General features: G+C 47.5%; 13 protein-coding genes and 1 pseudogene. 4 read left to right on the forward strand and 10 right to left on the reverse strand.

What is annotated here, in order from left to right:
• A pseudogene (locus K7P76_RS03615) lies at nt 1-491 on the forward strand (hypothetical protein); the annotation flags it as partial.
• A 391-nt stretch (nt 492-882) separates the two neighbouring features.
• Here the strand turns inward: K7P76_RS03615 and K7P76_RS03620 are convergent.
• Nucleotides 883-1,815, reverse strand: a complete 933-nt coding sequence (locus K7P76_RS03620) for a VanW family protein (RefSeq protein WP_232183439.1) — start codon at nt 1,813-1,815, stop codon at nt 883-885.
• A 35-nt stretch (nt 1,816-1,850) separates the two neighbouring features.
• Nucleotides 1,851-2,030, reverse strand: coding sequence for a small acid-soluble spore protein H (locus K7P76_RS03625; RefSeq protein WP_232183440.1), 180 nt, complete (start codon nt 2,028-2,030; stop codon nt 1,851-1,853).
• Between the two features lie 121 nt (nt 2,031-2,151).
• Here K7P76_RS03625 and K7P76_RS03630 point away from each other — a divergent pair, with 121 nt between their 5' ends.
• Nucleotides 2,152-3,327 carry a hypothetical protein gene (locus tag K7P76_RS03630; RefSeq protein ID WP_232183441.1) on the forward strand — a complete coding sequence of 392 codons (1,176 nt, stop codon included), beginning with the start codon at nt 2,152-2,154 and terminating at the stop codon, nt 3,325-3,327.
• On the opposite strand, the gene K7P76_RS03635 is transcribed toward K7P76_RS03630, so the two are convergent.
• Nucleotides 3,306-4,796 (reverse strand): outer membrane protein assembly factor BamB family protein, encoded by a 1,491-nt coding sequence (locus K7P76_RS03635; protein ID WP_232183442.1) that lies wholly within the window; start codon nt 4,794-4,796, stop codon nt 3,306-3,308. The two genes, K7P76_RS03630 and K7P76_RS03635, sit on opposite strands and share 22 nt — an antisense overlap.
• 229 nt (nt 4,797-5,025) lie before the next feature.
• On the opposite strand from K7P76_RS03635, the gene K7P76_RS03640 reads away from it, so the two are divergent.
• Nucleotides 5,026-6,195: an AI-2E family transporter gene (locus K7P76_RS03640; RefSeq protein WP_232183443.1), complete on the forward strand. Its 1,170-nt coding sequence runs from the start codon at nt 5,026-5,028 to the stop codon at nt 6,193-6,195.
• A 3-nt stretch (nt 6,196-6,198) separates the two neighbouring features.
• Here the strand turns inward: K7P76_RS03640 and K7P76_RS03645 are convergent, their stop codons facing one another.
• The 6 genes from K7P76_RS03645 to K7P76_RS03670 all read right to left on the reverse strand — a co-directional run bounded on the left by K7P76_RS03645 (nt 6,199) and on the right by K7P76_RS03670 (nt 12,055).
• Nucleotides 6,199-6,804 (reverse strand): NAD(P)/FAD-dependent oxidoreductase, encoded by a 606-nt coding sequence (locus K7P76_RS03645; protein WP_232183444.1) that lies wholly within the window; start codon nt 6,802-6,804, stop codon nt 6,199-6,201.
• Nucleotides 6,805-6,838: 34 nt separating this feature from the next.
• Nucleotides 6,839-7,681 (reverse strand): DUF8832 domain-containing protein, encoded by an 843-nt coding sequence (locus K7P76_RS03650; protein ID WP_232183445.1) that lies wholly within the window; start codon nt 7,679-7,681, stop codon nt 6,839-6,841.
• An 18-nt stretch (nt 7,682-7,699) separates the two neighbouring features.
• On the reverse strand, nt 7,700-9,925 hold the full coding sequence (locus K7P76_RS03655) for a heavy metal translocating P-type ATPase (protein ID WP_232183446.1): 2,226 nt from the start codon (nt 9,923-9,925) through the stop codon (nt 7,700-7,702).
• Between the two features lie 89 nt (nt 9,926-10,014).
• The gene (gene copZ / locus K7P76_RS03660) at nt 10,015-10,215 is read right to left on the reverse strand and encodes a copper chaperone CopZ (protein ID WP_232183447.1); all 201 of its coding nucleotides are present in this window, start codon (nt 10,213-10,215) and stop codon (nt 10,015-10,017) included.
• A gap of 20 nt (nt 10,216-10,235) precedes the next feature.
• Nucleotides 10,236-10,565: a metal-sensitive transcriptional regulator gene (locus tag K7P76_RS03665; protein ID WP_232183448.1), complete on the reverse strand. Its 330-nt coding sequence runs from the start codon at nt 10,563-10,565 to the stop codon at nt 10,236-10,238.
• 65 nt (nt 10,566-10,630) lie between these two features.
• The gene (locus K7P76_RS03670; RefSeq protein ID WP_232183449.1) at nt 10,631-12,055 is read right to left on the reverse strand and encodes an MFS transporter; all 1,425 of its coding nucleotides are present in this window, start codon (nt 12,053-12,055) and stop codon (nt 10,631-10,633) included.
• A gap of 221 nt (nt 12,056-12,276) precedes the next feature.
• Between K7P76_RS03670 and liaF the strand changes: the two genes are divergently transcribed.
• Nucleotides 12,277-12,573: a cell wall-active antibiotics response protein LiaF gene (gene liaF / locus K7P76_RS03675; protein ID WP_232184445.1), complete on the forward strand. Its 297-nt coding sequence runs from the start codon at nt 12,277-12,279 to the stop codon at nt 12,571-12,573.
• Between the two features lie 21 nt (nt 12,574-12,594).
• On the opposite strand, the gene K7P76_RS03680 is transcribed toward liaF, so the two are convergent.
• The gene (locus tag K7P76_RS03680) at nt 12,595-13,818 is read right to left on the reverse strand and encodes an MFS transporter (protein ID WP_232183450.1); all 1,224 of its coding nucleotides are present in this window, start codon (nt 13,816-13,818) and stop codon (nt 12,595-12,597) included.
• Nucleotides 13,819-14,003 lie beyond the last annotated feature (185 nt).

A 14,003-nucleotide genomic window follows, 5' to 3' on the forward strand; every position in this document is an offset into this window, starting at 1 on the left:
ATTATAGCGATGCCAAGCAGCCGCTGTTGATCGGCGGATCCCTCGACGAGCAAGACGAGCCTAAGCAAATCAAAATCAAACAACCGGATCCCAGCCATGTGAATAACGCGTTGAGGTGGATTGAAAAGCCTGGCGTCCAAGCGTTCGTAGACAATCATATAGATAAAAAAGCCGTGACCGTTTTGGGGCGCGGCAAACTTCACCCTGCTTTGAACCAAATCAAGTGGAATGTGACCGCGTGGCTGAACTTTACGTTTAATGGCATCGGGGCCAAACATTTGCAGGCTTATTTAGACGAGTTTTGTTTCCGGTTGAACTTAAAACTCCGCCATACCCCGGTCTTCAGCCAACTGCTCCATTGGTGCGCTGCGACGCCAACCTTGACTTACAAAGATCTGACCCACAGCAAACCGGTTCTCACCGTTCCTTGGGTGGTCTGGGGAAGTAAAGCGAAGTGGAAAGGAAAGTATCTCACCCTATGGAATGCTTGATGCTTGGGATGACTGTTTTTTAAGTTGCCGATAATCCGTTCCATTCCAATTCAATTCACGAAACGGCAAACTTATGCGTGATATTCGGGAATCCGTTGATTGCAACTCCTTCTCAAATCATGGCATTCGAATATCCGCTGATTGGCAAATGCCCACTCAAGTCATGGCATTCGAATATCCACTGATTGGCAACTCACTTCTGAGACAAAGGGATAATGGTACCATTTCTCCGAAATGGCACGGAAATTAGGCGCCGATTTTTCCCTACATTTTCCAGGTGATTAGATGGCCATTAACTTGGATGATTATAAGGAACCCAAAACTTATACTTGCTGATAGTCAAGAAAGACCCGCCAACAATTTGGCGGGTCTTTCGCAGCAAAATCCATATTCAAGGCTCAATTCCATTCACATTCTGGTCAGAAATAATTTCTTTCGGCAATTGTTTTGACGCACTGGGGACGTCACGAGGCTTGTAATTAACCATATCTGAGGAATAGATCATAATAGTTACTTGCCCCCCATGAGCGCTAGCCCTAATAAGTACCGGCTGGTTGTACTTGTTCCGAAAAACAAAATCAGGACCGTACCAGCTCACCGTCGCATCGCGTCCTGGAGGCACATATGGAACGCTTCTGCTATGAGAATAGCGCTGGACGATCTGCAGCCCGGCTCGGTCTGCAGCATTATACAGCGTCGACGATATTTGGCAAATCCCTCCACCGATTCCTTCCGACACTTCTCCTTTCACGATTATTTTGGCACGTAAATACCCCTTCTTCTCTGATCGCTCCCCAACAATCTCATTAAACGAGAACGTCTCGCCAGGAAAAACAAATTGATTGTTAATCGCTTTGGCGGCAAGGTCGATATTCTTCGCACGATTTCTATTGTTGGAATTGAAGTAGGTCGTATATTGACCGATCATTTTTTCCCGAACGGACGCAAGCAGTTCACTGTCTACTTTCGGATAAGTCGTCAGCAGCGGCACTTCTATGCTGGACGAGGTTCCCTCGACAATAAAACCATATAACATATTCGCGAATGAAAGGCGATCGAGTTCCGTTCCTGTTTTCTCGGGGATGATTCTTCCCCCTTCGTCAAGTGCGGCATTTACGGGTGAGCGATGTGCTAACTTGCCCATTTTGTCCATTAGCTTGGTGAATTTAATGTCATTAACTAATGGCAAGCCGGGTAATGGAAACGCGTATTCCGAACGTTTAACAATGGCAATGGGATGCCCTTGTCGAGAAATTTGCAAGGTGTCAGGCAGAGAAGCTAGTTGAAATAACAGGATAACGCCGGCAATCCATTGCAGCCCCAAACCCAGAAACCTCCCATACGCGTACTCATCGAAATTTATTGTTCAAATAACCTATTTACGGATACGTCCTGTTCTTGCTCCGGGTTATCGAGGGCATAGATTCTGGCTGTCTCATTTTGTTCGTCGACATGTTGAATGTAAACGGGTTTCTCTTGAAAGGTCACATTTTTCATATCCGGCGATGCGGCAATCTCAGCTGCTCTTTGCGTATTCATTCAGGAGAACCTCCAATTCGATTTATCATAATGGTTCATACGCTCAATAATGTACCCCGGATCATTACATAATTATTTGTAAGTTGGCTGAGAATAAAATGACAGAAGGGGGGAAAATGGAATGAAGCGATTGGGTCGGGGAATGACGGCGGTACTTGCGGTTGCGGTAACCTGTATGCTTCTGGAACATCGCTTTACGGTTTATGCTGCAGAGAAGCCCCAGAAATCCAAAATGACGATAACCGTTCGTTCAAGCCGGAATGCGACTTCGTTCAGCAGGCTTGAGATTGACAGCCCCAACATTGCGAAAGCATTGATCCATGCTAAAAAGGAAAATGATTATTATCCTCCCTATTTGACTGATATAGATGTTGCTTTACTGCAAGGAGAACACGAACAGCATTATCGTTTGGAGCGTTCGGGCAATTTGTGGGACGAGCCGGCGATGACAAGTCTGCTATTGCCGGCCGCAGTAGCGGGTAGATTGCTAAGTTACGCGGAAGGTTTGAGACATACCCATTATGGGAAATTGACTCGGTGGGATGAAGCAAGAAATATCATAACCCGCAAAAGCATTTTCTCCGTTACGGATTTGGAGTCCGGACTTACTTTCAAAGTGCAGCGCCGAGCGGGAAGCGCTCATGCGGATGTCCAGCCGCTCACTAAGGAAGACTCGAAAATCATGAAGAGCATTTACAATGGACGTTGGAGTTGGAAACGCAAAGCGATTGTCGTCCAATCGGGCCATGGTCGGTTAGCCGCATCCATGAACGGCATGCCTCATGGCGGGGACGGGATTCCGGGCAACGGTTTCTCCGGCCATTTCTGCATCCATTTCCTTGGCAGCACAACCCATCGATCCGACGTTCCCGATCCGGTCCATCAAATGATGGTGTATAAAGCGTCGGGAAATCTAAGAGCGTATTTCGATTCCGCTGCCCCGGAAGTGTTGGCAGAAAGCTTTATTGAAGCGATGTATCAACAGGACCCGGACATGCTGCGGCAAGTTTCGGAAGGAGCGCCGAGAGAGAAGCTCGCGTATTTCCTTCAGGAAATGGAGTCGCTAAAGTCAATCAGAATCCATGTACAACGCACCAAGCTTAAGGCAAAGAAAGCAAAACACCTTGCCTCAGAAGAGAGATTATCCGCAGAAATCAAACTGCCGGTTTTCATTCAAAAGAAAGGAAAGCCATTCGAACGAAGCTCCGTTTATTCCTTTTTTTTCAGAAGGGAATTCCCACAATCGCCTTGGCGTATTGAAGACGTACAATTCCGTTACTCAAGTTTCAAACCATAGATCTTCCCTCCTCGGGAAGCAACGACAACGTAATCGTTAAAGACGGCGGGCGAAGATTCGATGTTCGTTCCGATATTCAAGCTCCCTGTCACTTTACCGCTGCTTGCGGCAATGACGGTGACGGTGCCAACCGAATCCGCCTGTATGATATAGGCTTTACCCGTGTTATCATACACGTCAACGGGGGATGACCAGGCATAATTTTTCATCGGAAGTTTCCATACTTCGTGCCCGGTGGCTTTATCAAGCGCTACCATAAGACCGCCGCTAAAGGTTCCGTATCGGGCTATCGTGAAAATAACCAAATTGCCGATCTCTTTCTTGCCCAGTATTGGCGTAGCCAAGAGTCCTCCGTTAACCGGATGAGGTCCGAGCAGCGAGAAACACGGATATTTATTTTGCCAAACCGTCTTCCCGGTTAAACCGTTGATTTTCCGAATAAACGAGCTGCCGGATTTCCCCTGCTTATCGACTTCTGTTCCGGTATATAAATAAGGTACGCCCCCCTCTTGCTCCAAGACGATCGTAGCGTCCGTATCATCGATTGCGGGAAGAGACCATAGAGGCGTGAACGTCTTGAGATTCATGGCCTGCAGGGTACCGCCGTTATCGGCAAAATAAGCGATGTCCCCGAATGCGGCCACGGAGTTCTCAATGCCTTGATATTTGTTGTCCGCAGCTTTATAGCGATATTTGCTGATGACCGGGCTTATCGAGATGGATTTATTGCTCGGATTAAACACCGTATTCAGCTTCAGGTGGTAGAACAATCCGTTCTCCCCTCCGACAAGAAGGGTATCATCCAGCCGATTAAATATCGCGGAACTGTCAAAAGCACCCCATGTGCGATAAGCGAACTGGTCTTTGCCATTGACGCGAAGCAGCCTCTTCTGATCCGTTAAACTATAGAGGTTAAATCCGATCGTACCGTTCTCCGGAATACCTTCACCCACATACAGCAGCGGGTAGCCGCGGGCATCTACCGAGACGCTCCCCTTGATCGGATTGCCCACCTTAATCGGATTGCGCGTCTCCTCACCCGACTCCAGGTCGATGAAATAGACAAATCCGTCCAGCGAGGCATAGATCACTTCCGTAAAATTAGGCTTGGCAAGAAACTTCGCTTTCACATTCATCGTTTGAAGCACTTCCGGAGCCCACCTTACAATGGCGGGTTGTCCTGTCCAACCGGCTCCGCCACCCCATGAGCTAGACTTCGTCTTCTTCTCCCATGCTAGGGTTGGGCGCAACAGCTTCATGTCCGTTGTTCCGTAAGCGGGAGCGCTGCGTTCATTCGATCCCCGGAACATAAGCACCCCTTCTACTTCGCTATATTTCTCGGGGAACACCTGCGACTGCGGCGGCTTCTGACTCCATTGGTAAGAAAAAAGACTTTCGGCTTGGGCGTTTCCTTGGAATAAACTGATGAGAACGAGTAGTAGGATAAAAGTCTTTTTTCCGTGAAACATCTCTATTTATTCACTCCCGGCTTTAGGATAAATAGATTGTACATAGAAGTCGCCGAGAAGCTTGTCAAACGGTCTGGGTGGATAACGGGATTATTTGTCGCTTTAACATAGAAACAATCGGAATAGCTTTTATCGGCATAAAAATACCACCCTAAAGGTGGCTTCTCGAGGTTGTTCTTTGCATTCAAATTCAGGTAAAATATGGGGTAGTCACTAAGGGGGAAGAAACATGCAGCTTACGCGCAAATGGTCGGATAGCATTAAATGGATGCTGCTTAATCACAAAGTCATCTTGTTTCTTGTAGTCGTTCTGTTAATTAGCCTGAATATATGGCTGCTAGCCAAAATCTCATACATCTTCCATCCCTTCATCGTCATCCTGGAAACCGTCTTCCTCCCGTTCCTGCTTACGGGGGTTGCTTTCTACCTTCTGAATCCGATCGTGGATTATTTGGAACGTCAGAAAGTGCGTCGCGTGTATTCCATCGTAGCCTTATATTTGGTCATAATTACGGTCATTACGCTGGTCGTCATGAAAGTCGTTCCTCTGCTTAGCGAGCAGATCAGCAGCTTAATCGTAGAGTTTCCTAACTATAGCAAAGGGGCTCAACTGAAATTCGAAGAGCTCATCGGCAGCGAGTTCTTCAATCAACTTCAAAGCACGTTGGGCTTCGATACGACGAAGCTCGTCGATGATTTCTCTGGCCGCGTTTCCTCTATCTTGAGCAATACTTGGTCCGGACTCGGAAGTCTGGTCGGCAGAATCACGGAAACCGTACTCGCGATCATCACGGTCCCATTCGTTCTCTTCTATTTGCTTAAAGACCGGAGGAAGCTGACGCCTTTCGTGCTGGGCTTCTTCCCTAGTACCTTTCGGGCCCGAATGATTCGCGTCATGCTGGAAATGAACCATCAGATCAGCTCCTATATTCGAGGACAGATCGTCATCAGCTTCTGCATTGGATGTCTACTGTATGTCGGCTACCTCATCATCGGATTGGACTATTCCTTGGTTCTTGCTGTCATCGCAGCTTGCACGAGTATTGTTCCCTACTTGGGGCCAGCCATTGCTATTACGCCCGCATTGGTCGTGGCCATGGTTACGTCTCCGGTTATGCTCTTAAAAATGCTGATCATCTGGACGATCGTGCAACTGATCGAAGGTAAATTCATATCACCGCAAATTATGGGCAAATCGATGCACGTTCACCCGATAACGATTATTTTCGTCATCATCTCCGCGGGCAACTTATTCGGCATTGTCGGTATTATACTGGCCGTTCCCGGTTACGCCATCCTTAAGGTTATCGCCACGCACTTGTTCCGTTGGTTCAAATCGCGAACGGGACTATACGAGGAACCAACGGAAACGCAGAAGCCGGCAGTAGATGCGGATTAATCATTAACAGGTTTCTTTTATTCGCTCAATGGTCATTCGTTGAATAAACCGGGCATATTTTTCCTTTTTCTTTCCGAGAGCTTGGAATTGGGAAATCAGATGTTGAACAATCGGAAGCAAGCGGCTTTCAGGGACATTCTCAAATAGCAATTGTGCGACTGCAGCTTTGATGGATTTCCCTTCTCCGCCGACATAGACATTGAACCCGTCCTTCATTTTGACGATCCCAATATCTTTGAACAGCGGCTCGCTTGTCGCATTGGCACACCCTGCATATCCAACCTTGAGCGGACTTGGAACCGCATGCCCGGCAACGATTTCGTTTAGTTGAATAGCGATCGATAACCCGGCTTCTTCCGCTCCTCTGCAGAAATTGCATGCGATTAAATTTTTCGAGAAGAAGCCGGTCGGATAAACCTCTAAACCTGACTCCTCGAGTTTGTGCTTTGTATCTTCATATTGAGCTTCATTAATCTCGATATATAGCTGTTTAAAGGTTGTAAATTCAACTTTAACGTCCTCGGCGAGCACATCACCGATCGACTTCCACTGATCAATCGTAAACAAGCTTCCCCCAACGCCTAATCGGGGTGTAACCGCGATTTTCATTTTCTCTCCTCCAGAGCGCGTGCTAATTTCAAACTTAAGGCACCTTTACGACAAACGGCACGATAAAAGTTTCGTCATTGCGTTGAAATTGGCCCCATATTTTATAAACACCGCTTTGCGGAAACTTCGTCATAAACTGGGCATTCGGTCCCTTTGCATCTTCTTTCGTAGGATGAACGTGCAAATACTGCTCGGCATCCGCGCTTAGGATGACGACATGGCCAACCGCTCCGAGATACGGCTGCAGATCCGTGATCGGCTCTTTCGTCTTGGCATCGACCATGTTAAAAGTTAAATTCAAATCCATGTCGGCCATCAAGTGATCAAAGGTGAGTGTCACTTCGATGTCATTGATCGTTTTCACTAAGCTTTCTTCCGGAGTAATCTCTGCCAGTGCTGGAACAGTCCCCTCTACCTTAACCCACTTGCTTTGGGAAGTCGCGGAACCCCCTGTCGGGATATAGTCGGCAATCAGCTTGTAGTCTCCAGAGTTCGGGAACTTAGTGGTGATCTCAAATGTGCCATCGTCCTTATACTCAGGGTGAATATGATTAAAGTAAGATAAATCTTTGCTAACGACAATTAAATGCAGTTTCTTCTCATGGTTGATATCGAACTTGTTAATCGCGTTTCCATCTTTATCTTTAATTTGAATCGTAATCGCAGTGTCCGTGTTAGGCTTCGGCTTTTCAGTTGCAAAATGCCACGAGGCGCTTGTTGGTACACCCTTTTCTTCCGATGAGTTCATTCCAGCGTGTGATCCATGCTCTGCCGTTCCATTGCTGCTCTGCGCCATCTTGTCATGATCGGTTTTCTTGCCGCAGGCAGTCAATAAAGCCACCGCGATAATTAACATCATTAATAATATTCGTTTCATCCCATTTTCCTCCATCATTTAGAGCTTTGCTCTTTGTAATCGCAACGCGTTAAGCACAACCGAAACCGAGCTAAGCGCCATAGCTGCACCCGCAAGCCAAGGAGCAAGGTAACCGCTCGCCGCAATCGGGATGCCAATGACATTATAGGCTAACGCCCAGAATAAATTTTGTTTGATGTTCAGCATCGTTTTGCGGCTCATGGAGATGGCATCCGGGATACTGTTCAAATCTCCGCGCATTAGAGTTACGTCTGCGGCTTCCATCGCCACATCCGTCCCCGTACCGATAGCCATCCCGATATCTGCCGTGGCCAACGCCGGAGCGTCATTAATGCCATCCCCAACCATTGCGACCTTCTTCCCGGCAGCTTGAAGTTTTTTCACTTCGTTGGCTTTACCTTCCGGCAAAACCTCCGCAAGCACCTCCTGAATTCCAGCTTGATTTGCGATCGCTTGGGCGGTTCGTTCATTATCGCCCGTAATCATAATGACCTGAATGCCTAAGCTTTGAAGTCTAGTAACAGCTTGTTGCGAAGTTTCCTTAATCGTATCCGCAACAGCAACAAGCGCAGCGTAGGATCCATTAACCGCGACGAGCATCGCTGTTTTTCCTTCTTCTTCAAGGCCGACCATCTTGGTTAGAGCAGACTCTATATTGACACCATATTTATCCATTAACTTTCGGGTTCCAATGAGCAGCTCTTGCCCTTCAACGACAGCTTTAACGCCGTATCCGGGAATGGCCTCGAACGATTCAGATTCAAGTAAATCGATCCCTCTTCCTTGAATCCCAGCTACAATGGCTTCCGCGAGCGGGTGTTCGGAGTGCCTTTCAGCGGATCCTATCCATGCAAGCAGCCGTTTGTCGTTATCCAGTCCGGCAGCAACCTCGATATCCGTCAGTTCCGGTTTCCCTTTTGTAACGGTTCCCGTCTTATCGAGCAGGATCGCATCAATCCGGTGCGTTGCTTCAAGATGTTCCCCGCCTTTGAACAATATCCCCAATTCAGCCGCACGCCCGGAACCGGCCATTATAGAAGTTGGGGTTGCGAGACCGAGCGCACAAGGACATGCGATGACAAGTACGGCGATCGCTTTCTCCAAGGCGCCGGAGAAATTTCCACTATCCACTCCGAAGTACCAGACTAAGAACGTAACTGCAGCTATACCAACGACAATCGGGACGAAAATACCGGAGATAACGTCCGCTACGCGCTGGATGGGAGCTTTAGAGCCTTGCGCTTCTTCGACGACTTTAATAATTTGGGACAGTGCCGTCTCTTTGCCGACTTTCGTTGCCCGAACTTTTAATACCCCGTTTTTATTTAAGGTAGCCCCGATAACCGGGTCTCCTCCGCGCTTGTCGACGGGGATGCTCTCGCCGGTAAGCATCGACTCGTCTACGGCCGATATGCCCTCAATAACTTCTCCATCCACCGGAATTTTTTCCCCGGGCTTCACGAGAATAACATCTCCAACAACAACTTCTTCCACCGGTATGCTGATTTCTTGCCCCTCTCTAATGACTAGGGCGGTCTTAGCCCGCAATCCCATAAGGGTTTTGATCGCTTCCGATGAGCGCCCTTTAGCCATAGCTTCGAACAGCTTACCCATGAGAATTAAAGTAATCAACACTGAACTTGTTTCATAGTACATATCGACTTGGTGATGCATGTTGCCGATGGATTGCATCGTTAAGTAAAGGCTATAGAAATAAGCTGCGGATGTACCTAGAGCAACGAGAACATCCATATTGGCACTGCCGTTGCGCAACGCTTTATAGGCGCTCACGTAGAATTGCCAACCGATAACCAACTGGACGGGTGTCGCTACAATTAGCTGAAACCAAGGATTCATGAAGAGCTCCGGTACCCAAATCCACGATGTAAAAGAGAAATGGCCAACCATTGCCCACAAGAGAGGCAAGGACAAGATGGCGGAAATCAGCAGCTTGCGACTCTGCTTGCGGATTTCTTGCCGTTTGCTGTCGCGGGGATCTTTTACCTCTTCTTTAGGCTTCGCTCCATATCCAAGCTGCTCCACCTTCTTGATCATATCGGGTATCGAAACACTGGCGGGAGCGAATTCTATACGCGCCGTTTCCAAGGCCAAATTAACGGTAGCTTGGGATACGCCCTCCAGTTTGTTAAGCCCCTTCTCGATCCGATTGGCGCATGCGGCGCAGGTCATTCCGGTAATTTGCAACGAAGCCTGTTCGTTATGTGAAGACTCAACCGTACTCATTGTGATCACCTTCGTTCGATTGATTATACCCATATAGGGTATATTTTGCGGTAAAAAAAGGGAGCCATCGCCGATGACTCCGGATGTCGTTAGACAACATCGTAGCCTTGGTCTTCTATCGCTTCTTTAATCGCTTCAAGCGAAACCTTAGTCTCGTCATAATCTATAGTTACTGATCCGTTTGGAAGATCCACTTTAGCTGCAGCTCCCAAATTTTGCACAGCACCTTCCACCGAATTCACGCAGTGCCCGCACGTCATTCCTTGCACGTTTAAAGTAATATTAGACATCTATAATCGCTCCTCTATATTTATTTCATTAGTTTGTTTACGGTTATAAGCAACTCGTCGATGACTTCATGTTCACCAGATTGAATTCTTTCGATGACACAGCTTTTCATATGTCCTTCGAGCAGCAGCCTGCCTACACTGTTTAACGCAGACTGGGCGGCCGCAATTTGATTCAAAACATCGTCACAGTATGTGTCTTTCTCGATAAGTCCCTTGATTCCGCGAATTTGTCCTTCGATCCGGTTTAAGCGGGAAATTAAATTCGACTTCATTTTATCCGAATGGTGGCTTTTTCTTGCGCCGTCATCCGTACAACAGTGTTCATCTTGAGTATCCATTGGGTTTTCCATTTGTGCGTCACCTCTTGAATCCATCATACAATACCCCCGGAGGGTATGCAAGCAAGTTTTGTAATTTACGATTTGGATTGTTGTCTCAATGCGATTAAAGCAATGACCGATGCCGCGAAAGCAACGATTCCCGCTGTAAGAAACGCACTGTGAAACCCGCCATTTAGAGCGAGGATATTATCTGTGCCATTAGAAAGCAATGACTTTGTTTGAGCTCCAGAAATCGCAACCATAGCTGCTAATCCCAGCGCCGATCCGACTTGATAACTCGTATTCACGATTCCCGATGCGAGCCCGGCCTCTTCTGGCTGTGCACCCGATATAGAGGACACGGTTGAAGGAATATAAGACAGCGCCATCCCAACAGCAGCCAATAACGAAGCGGGTAAAATATTCGCTACAAACGAGCCATCAACGGGTGTCTGAGCAAACATTAGCAGTGAGCCGCCAAGTGCAGCTAACCCGACTACGAGGTTGGGCTTAAAACCAAACCTCGCCATTAGCTTACCCGTAACGCCGACCATTAGTAACATAATTGCCCCCGTCATCGGTAATAAGGCTAACCCGCTGGATATTGCCGAGTAATTCAATACTTGCTGCAAATACAAATTCAGGAAAAACCAGAGAGGAATCCATGATCCCGCAAGCATGGCCGTTACGATGTTTCCGAAGGCTAAATTGTGTCTCTTGAGTATGCCCAAGGGAACTAAGGGCTCTTTCTTCATTTTCTGGACAATTAGAAATGCAATTAGCAGTACAGCCGCTCCGATCAGACGCCAAACCGTTTGCGCTGTCCCCCATCCTGCTTGCTCCGCTTGCACGATCGCATATACGGACAATACGATTGACGCTGTTACCAGGAGGGATCCGAGAAGATCTACTTTACCTTTATGCACAACACCCGCACGAAGCAGTTTCATACTAAATACAAGTACGATCAAACCGATTGGGACGTAAACATAGAATACCCATCGCCAATCCAACCATTGCGTAATGACTCCTCCGAAGAAAACACCGGCCGAACCTCCCGCGGCAGCTGAGGCTCCCCAAAACCCAAATGCTTTATTCAGTTCCTTCGGGCTATGCATGAATAACGTCGTAAGCATGGTCATCGCGGATGGTGCGATTAACGCTGAACCAAATCCTTGAATCGCCCTGCTTATATTCAGGACTTCTTCCGACTGCGCAACACCGGCCAACAATGAACTTAGCGTAAGAATAACGAACCCCATCATGAACAGTTTTCGGGCCCCGAATAAATCCGAGAGCCTCCCCCCAAGCAACAAGAAACCGCCGAAAAAGATGACATAAGCGTTGAACACCCATTGTAATCCGGATTGAGAGTAATCTAATGCTTGCTGGATTGCGGGTAAGGCTACACCGATGATAGAAGTATCCAAGATGACGATAAATTGCGCGGCACATAGTAAGACTAGAGCCCACCAGCGTTTGGGATCCGGAATAGCTGATGATAACGAATGGTTTGACACTTGATCGATCTCCTCTTCAACACATAATTATACCCCCATAGGGTATGTGTATGATGAGAATATACCCCCACTAGGTATATTGTGTCAATGTATTTTTAAAAATAAAATATAGCTCCGCCCCAAGAATGATACACAAATCAAACCCGCGCCTGCTTCTTCTTACCGCTCAATCATGTAAGCTAATATTCAGATCATGTTTGTTTGGAGGAGAGCGATTGGAGATGATGGGACTAGTCAGAAGCGTTTATCTCGGTAAGGATGAATGGAATTTAATCACATTAAATATCTCGCATCTTATCGGTGATACCGTTATCGATCTGACAAAAGCGTGGATTCCCACTGGTGAAACCACCATCTATATTTCTCAATGGATCGGTGACGTGAAGGTATACGTTCCGAATGATCTTGGGTTGGAAGTTAAAGTGATTGCCCATACTTTCTACGGCACCAATCAAGCTTTTGAAAGGACAAATCGGGGAATTAATTGTCGTATCGTAAGAGAACAGCGCGGTTATTAAGATGCGGACAAAAGGATCCTGTTAATTATCAGGGTGGGTTTCGGCGACGCGATAGTCATTCAGATGGGCTGAGGCTCGCTCCTCTACCTTCTCTTTATGCAGCACTTTGACCATGATTGCGATCGAAACGATAATTAGGCTAGCGGGTATGTAGAAAATTTTCGGCGTAATCCCTTCGATTAACAGCGGTAGAACGAAGCCGATTAACGAAGCCGTCTGCGTAATAAACAAATATAAGCTAGCGCCGAATCCTGTTCGATGGAGAAACATTCTTTGCACATAACCCATGGCAACCCCATAGAGGACGGAGACGAAGAAGGAGTAAATCGGTTGTACGATAAAAAATAGAGGAAGCGAGTCGAACGTCGCATAGGTCAAATAGGCGGTTAAGGCGAACATGGCGCTTAGAACAATTATTTTTTTGCTGCCGTATTTAGCCGCCCAGTAGCCGGCCAGCGTCATGAACAGGAGCTCGAATACCGCTTGCGCACTCCAAATATAAGACGCAAGCCTCGGATCGCCGAACCTCTCGTTTACGACGAGCGGCAAGTACAGGCCGCGGATCGCATCCGCGCACGACAACAATAGCAACGCGATCAGCATCATAAGCGAGAATGGTTCCCCGCCTTTGACGGTTCGGACTCCGGGCTCCGCAAGCACCTCCCGATAAAACAACAAAAGCGCGAACAACGCGACATAGCCGAACAAATTCCCCCACAACACTCCTTGAAACGAAGCAACCAAGTAAATATTCGCTCCGAGCAGCAGTCCGCTAAAAAAACCGACGCTGAACGTTGCGCGAAGCCATAATTGTGACATTTCGACAACGTGCGGAGCCAAACGGGAGAAATGGTTGCGCGCCATAGCGAACATTTGCCCCATTATCATTCCGGAAGGGGCTGTGGCTAACGCCATACCGAGAAGCGCAAAGGCAAAGCTGTCAGCACGCATATAGAGAAACAGGCCGCTGACGCATAATACGGCTGCGAGCATTGGAATTGTTTTTCTTCTTTGCAGCTTGTCACTTACGAAACCGACACTGATCGTAAGCGCCATATTCAGCAGCAAAGAGGTAGAAAATACGATTGCGATTTCGGTTTTCGACAAGCCGATGCCTTCCTGCATATAAACCGCGTTCATCGGTGCTAGAATGCCGACTCCTATGCCATAGAGAAACATAGCAGCGATAAGCATCCAGGCCCAACGAACGCGGATAAAAGTTCGAAAATCAGAGGCGATACTCAAGATGATAACTCCTTCGATAGCTTCAGTTATTCTTAGAGTATCATATTGCAGACGTCGTTACCTTTATTTTATACTTTGCGGCTGCTTCTGTGCCAAGCAGCACTTCCTTGCGCTGAATGCGGTAGGTCAAGACTACGACGTGAAGCGCGAAGTGTTTCCGACAGTACGATGCTAAGCACTTGGTT

The sequence above is a fragment of the Cohnella silvisoli genome (assembly GCF_021190915.1).
Lineage (GTDB): Bacteria > Bacillota > Bacilli > Paenibacillales > Paenibacillaceae > Cohnella > Cohnella silvisoli.

Excerpts from the sequence above, each read along its gene's own strand:
- K7P76_RS03625 (WP_232183440.1), bottom strand. The coding sequence starts at position 2,030 with ATGAATACGCAAAGAGCAGCTGAGATTGCCGCATCGCCGGATATGAAA.
- K7P76_RS03630 (WP_232183441.1), top strand. The coding sequence starts at position 2,152 with ATGAAGCGATTGGGTCGGGGAATGACGGCGGTACTTGCGGTTGCGGTA.
- K7P76_RS03635 (WP_232183442.1), bottom strand. The coding sequence starts at position 4,796 with ATGTTTCACGGAAAAAAGACTTTTATCCTACTACTCGTTCTCATCAGT.
- K7P76_RS03640 (WP_232183443.1), top strand. The coding sequence starts at position 5,026 with ATGCAGCTTACGCGCAAATGGTCGGATAGCATTAAATGGATGCTGCTT.
- K7P76_RS03645 (WP_232183444.1), bottom strand. The coding sequence starts at position 6,804 with ATGAAAATCGCGGTTACACCCCGATTAGGCGTTGGGGGAAGCTTGTTT.
- K7P76_RS03650 (WP_232183445.1), bottom strand. The coding sequence starts at position 7,681 with ATGAAACGAATATTATTAATGATGTTAATTATCGCGGTGGCTTTATTG.
- K7P76_RS03655 (WP_232183446.1), bottom strand. The coding sequence starts at position 9,925 with ATGAGTACGGTTGAGTCTTCACATAACGAACAGGCTTCGTTGCAAATT.
- copZ (WP_232183447.1), bottom strand. The coding sequence starts at position 10,215 with ATGTCTAATATTACTTTAAACGTGCAAGGAATGACGTGCGGGCACTGC.
- K7P76_RS03665 (WP_232183448.1), bottom strand. The coding sequence starts at position 10,565 with ATGGAAAACCCAATGGATACTCAAGATGAACACTGTTGTACGGATGAC.
- liaF (WP_232184445.1), top strand. The coding sequence starts at position 12,277 with ATGATGGGACTAGTCAGAAGCGTTTATCTCGGTAAGGATGAATGGAAT.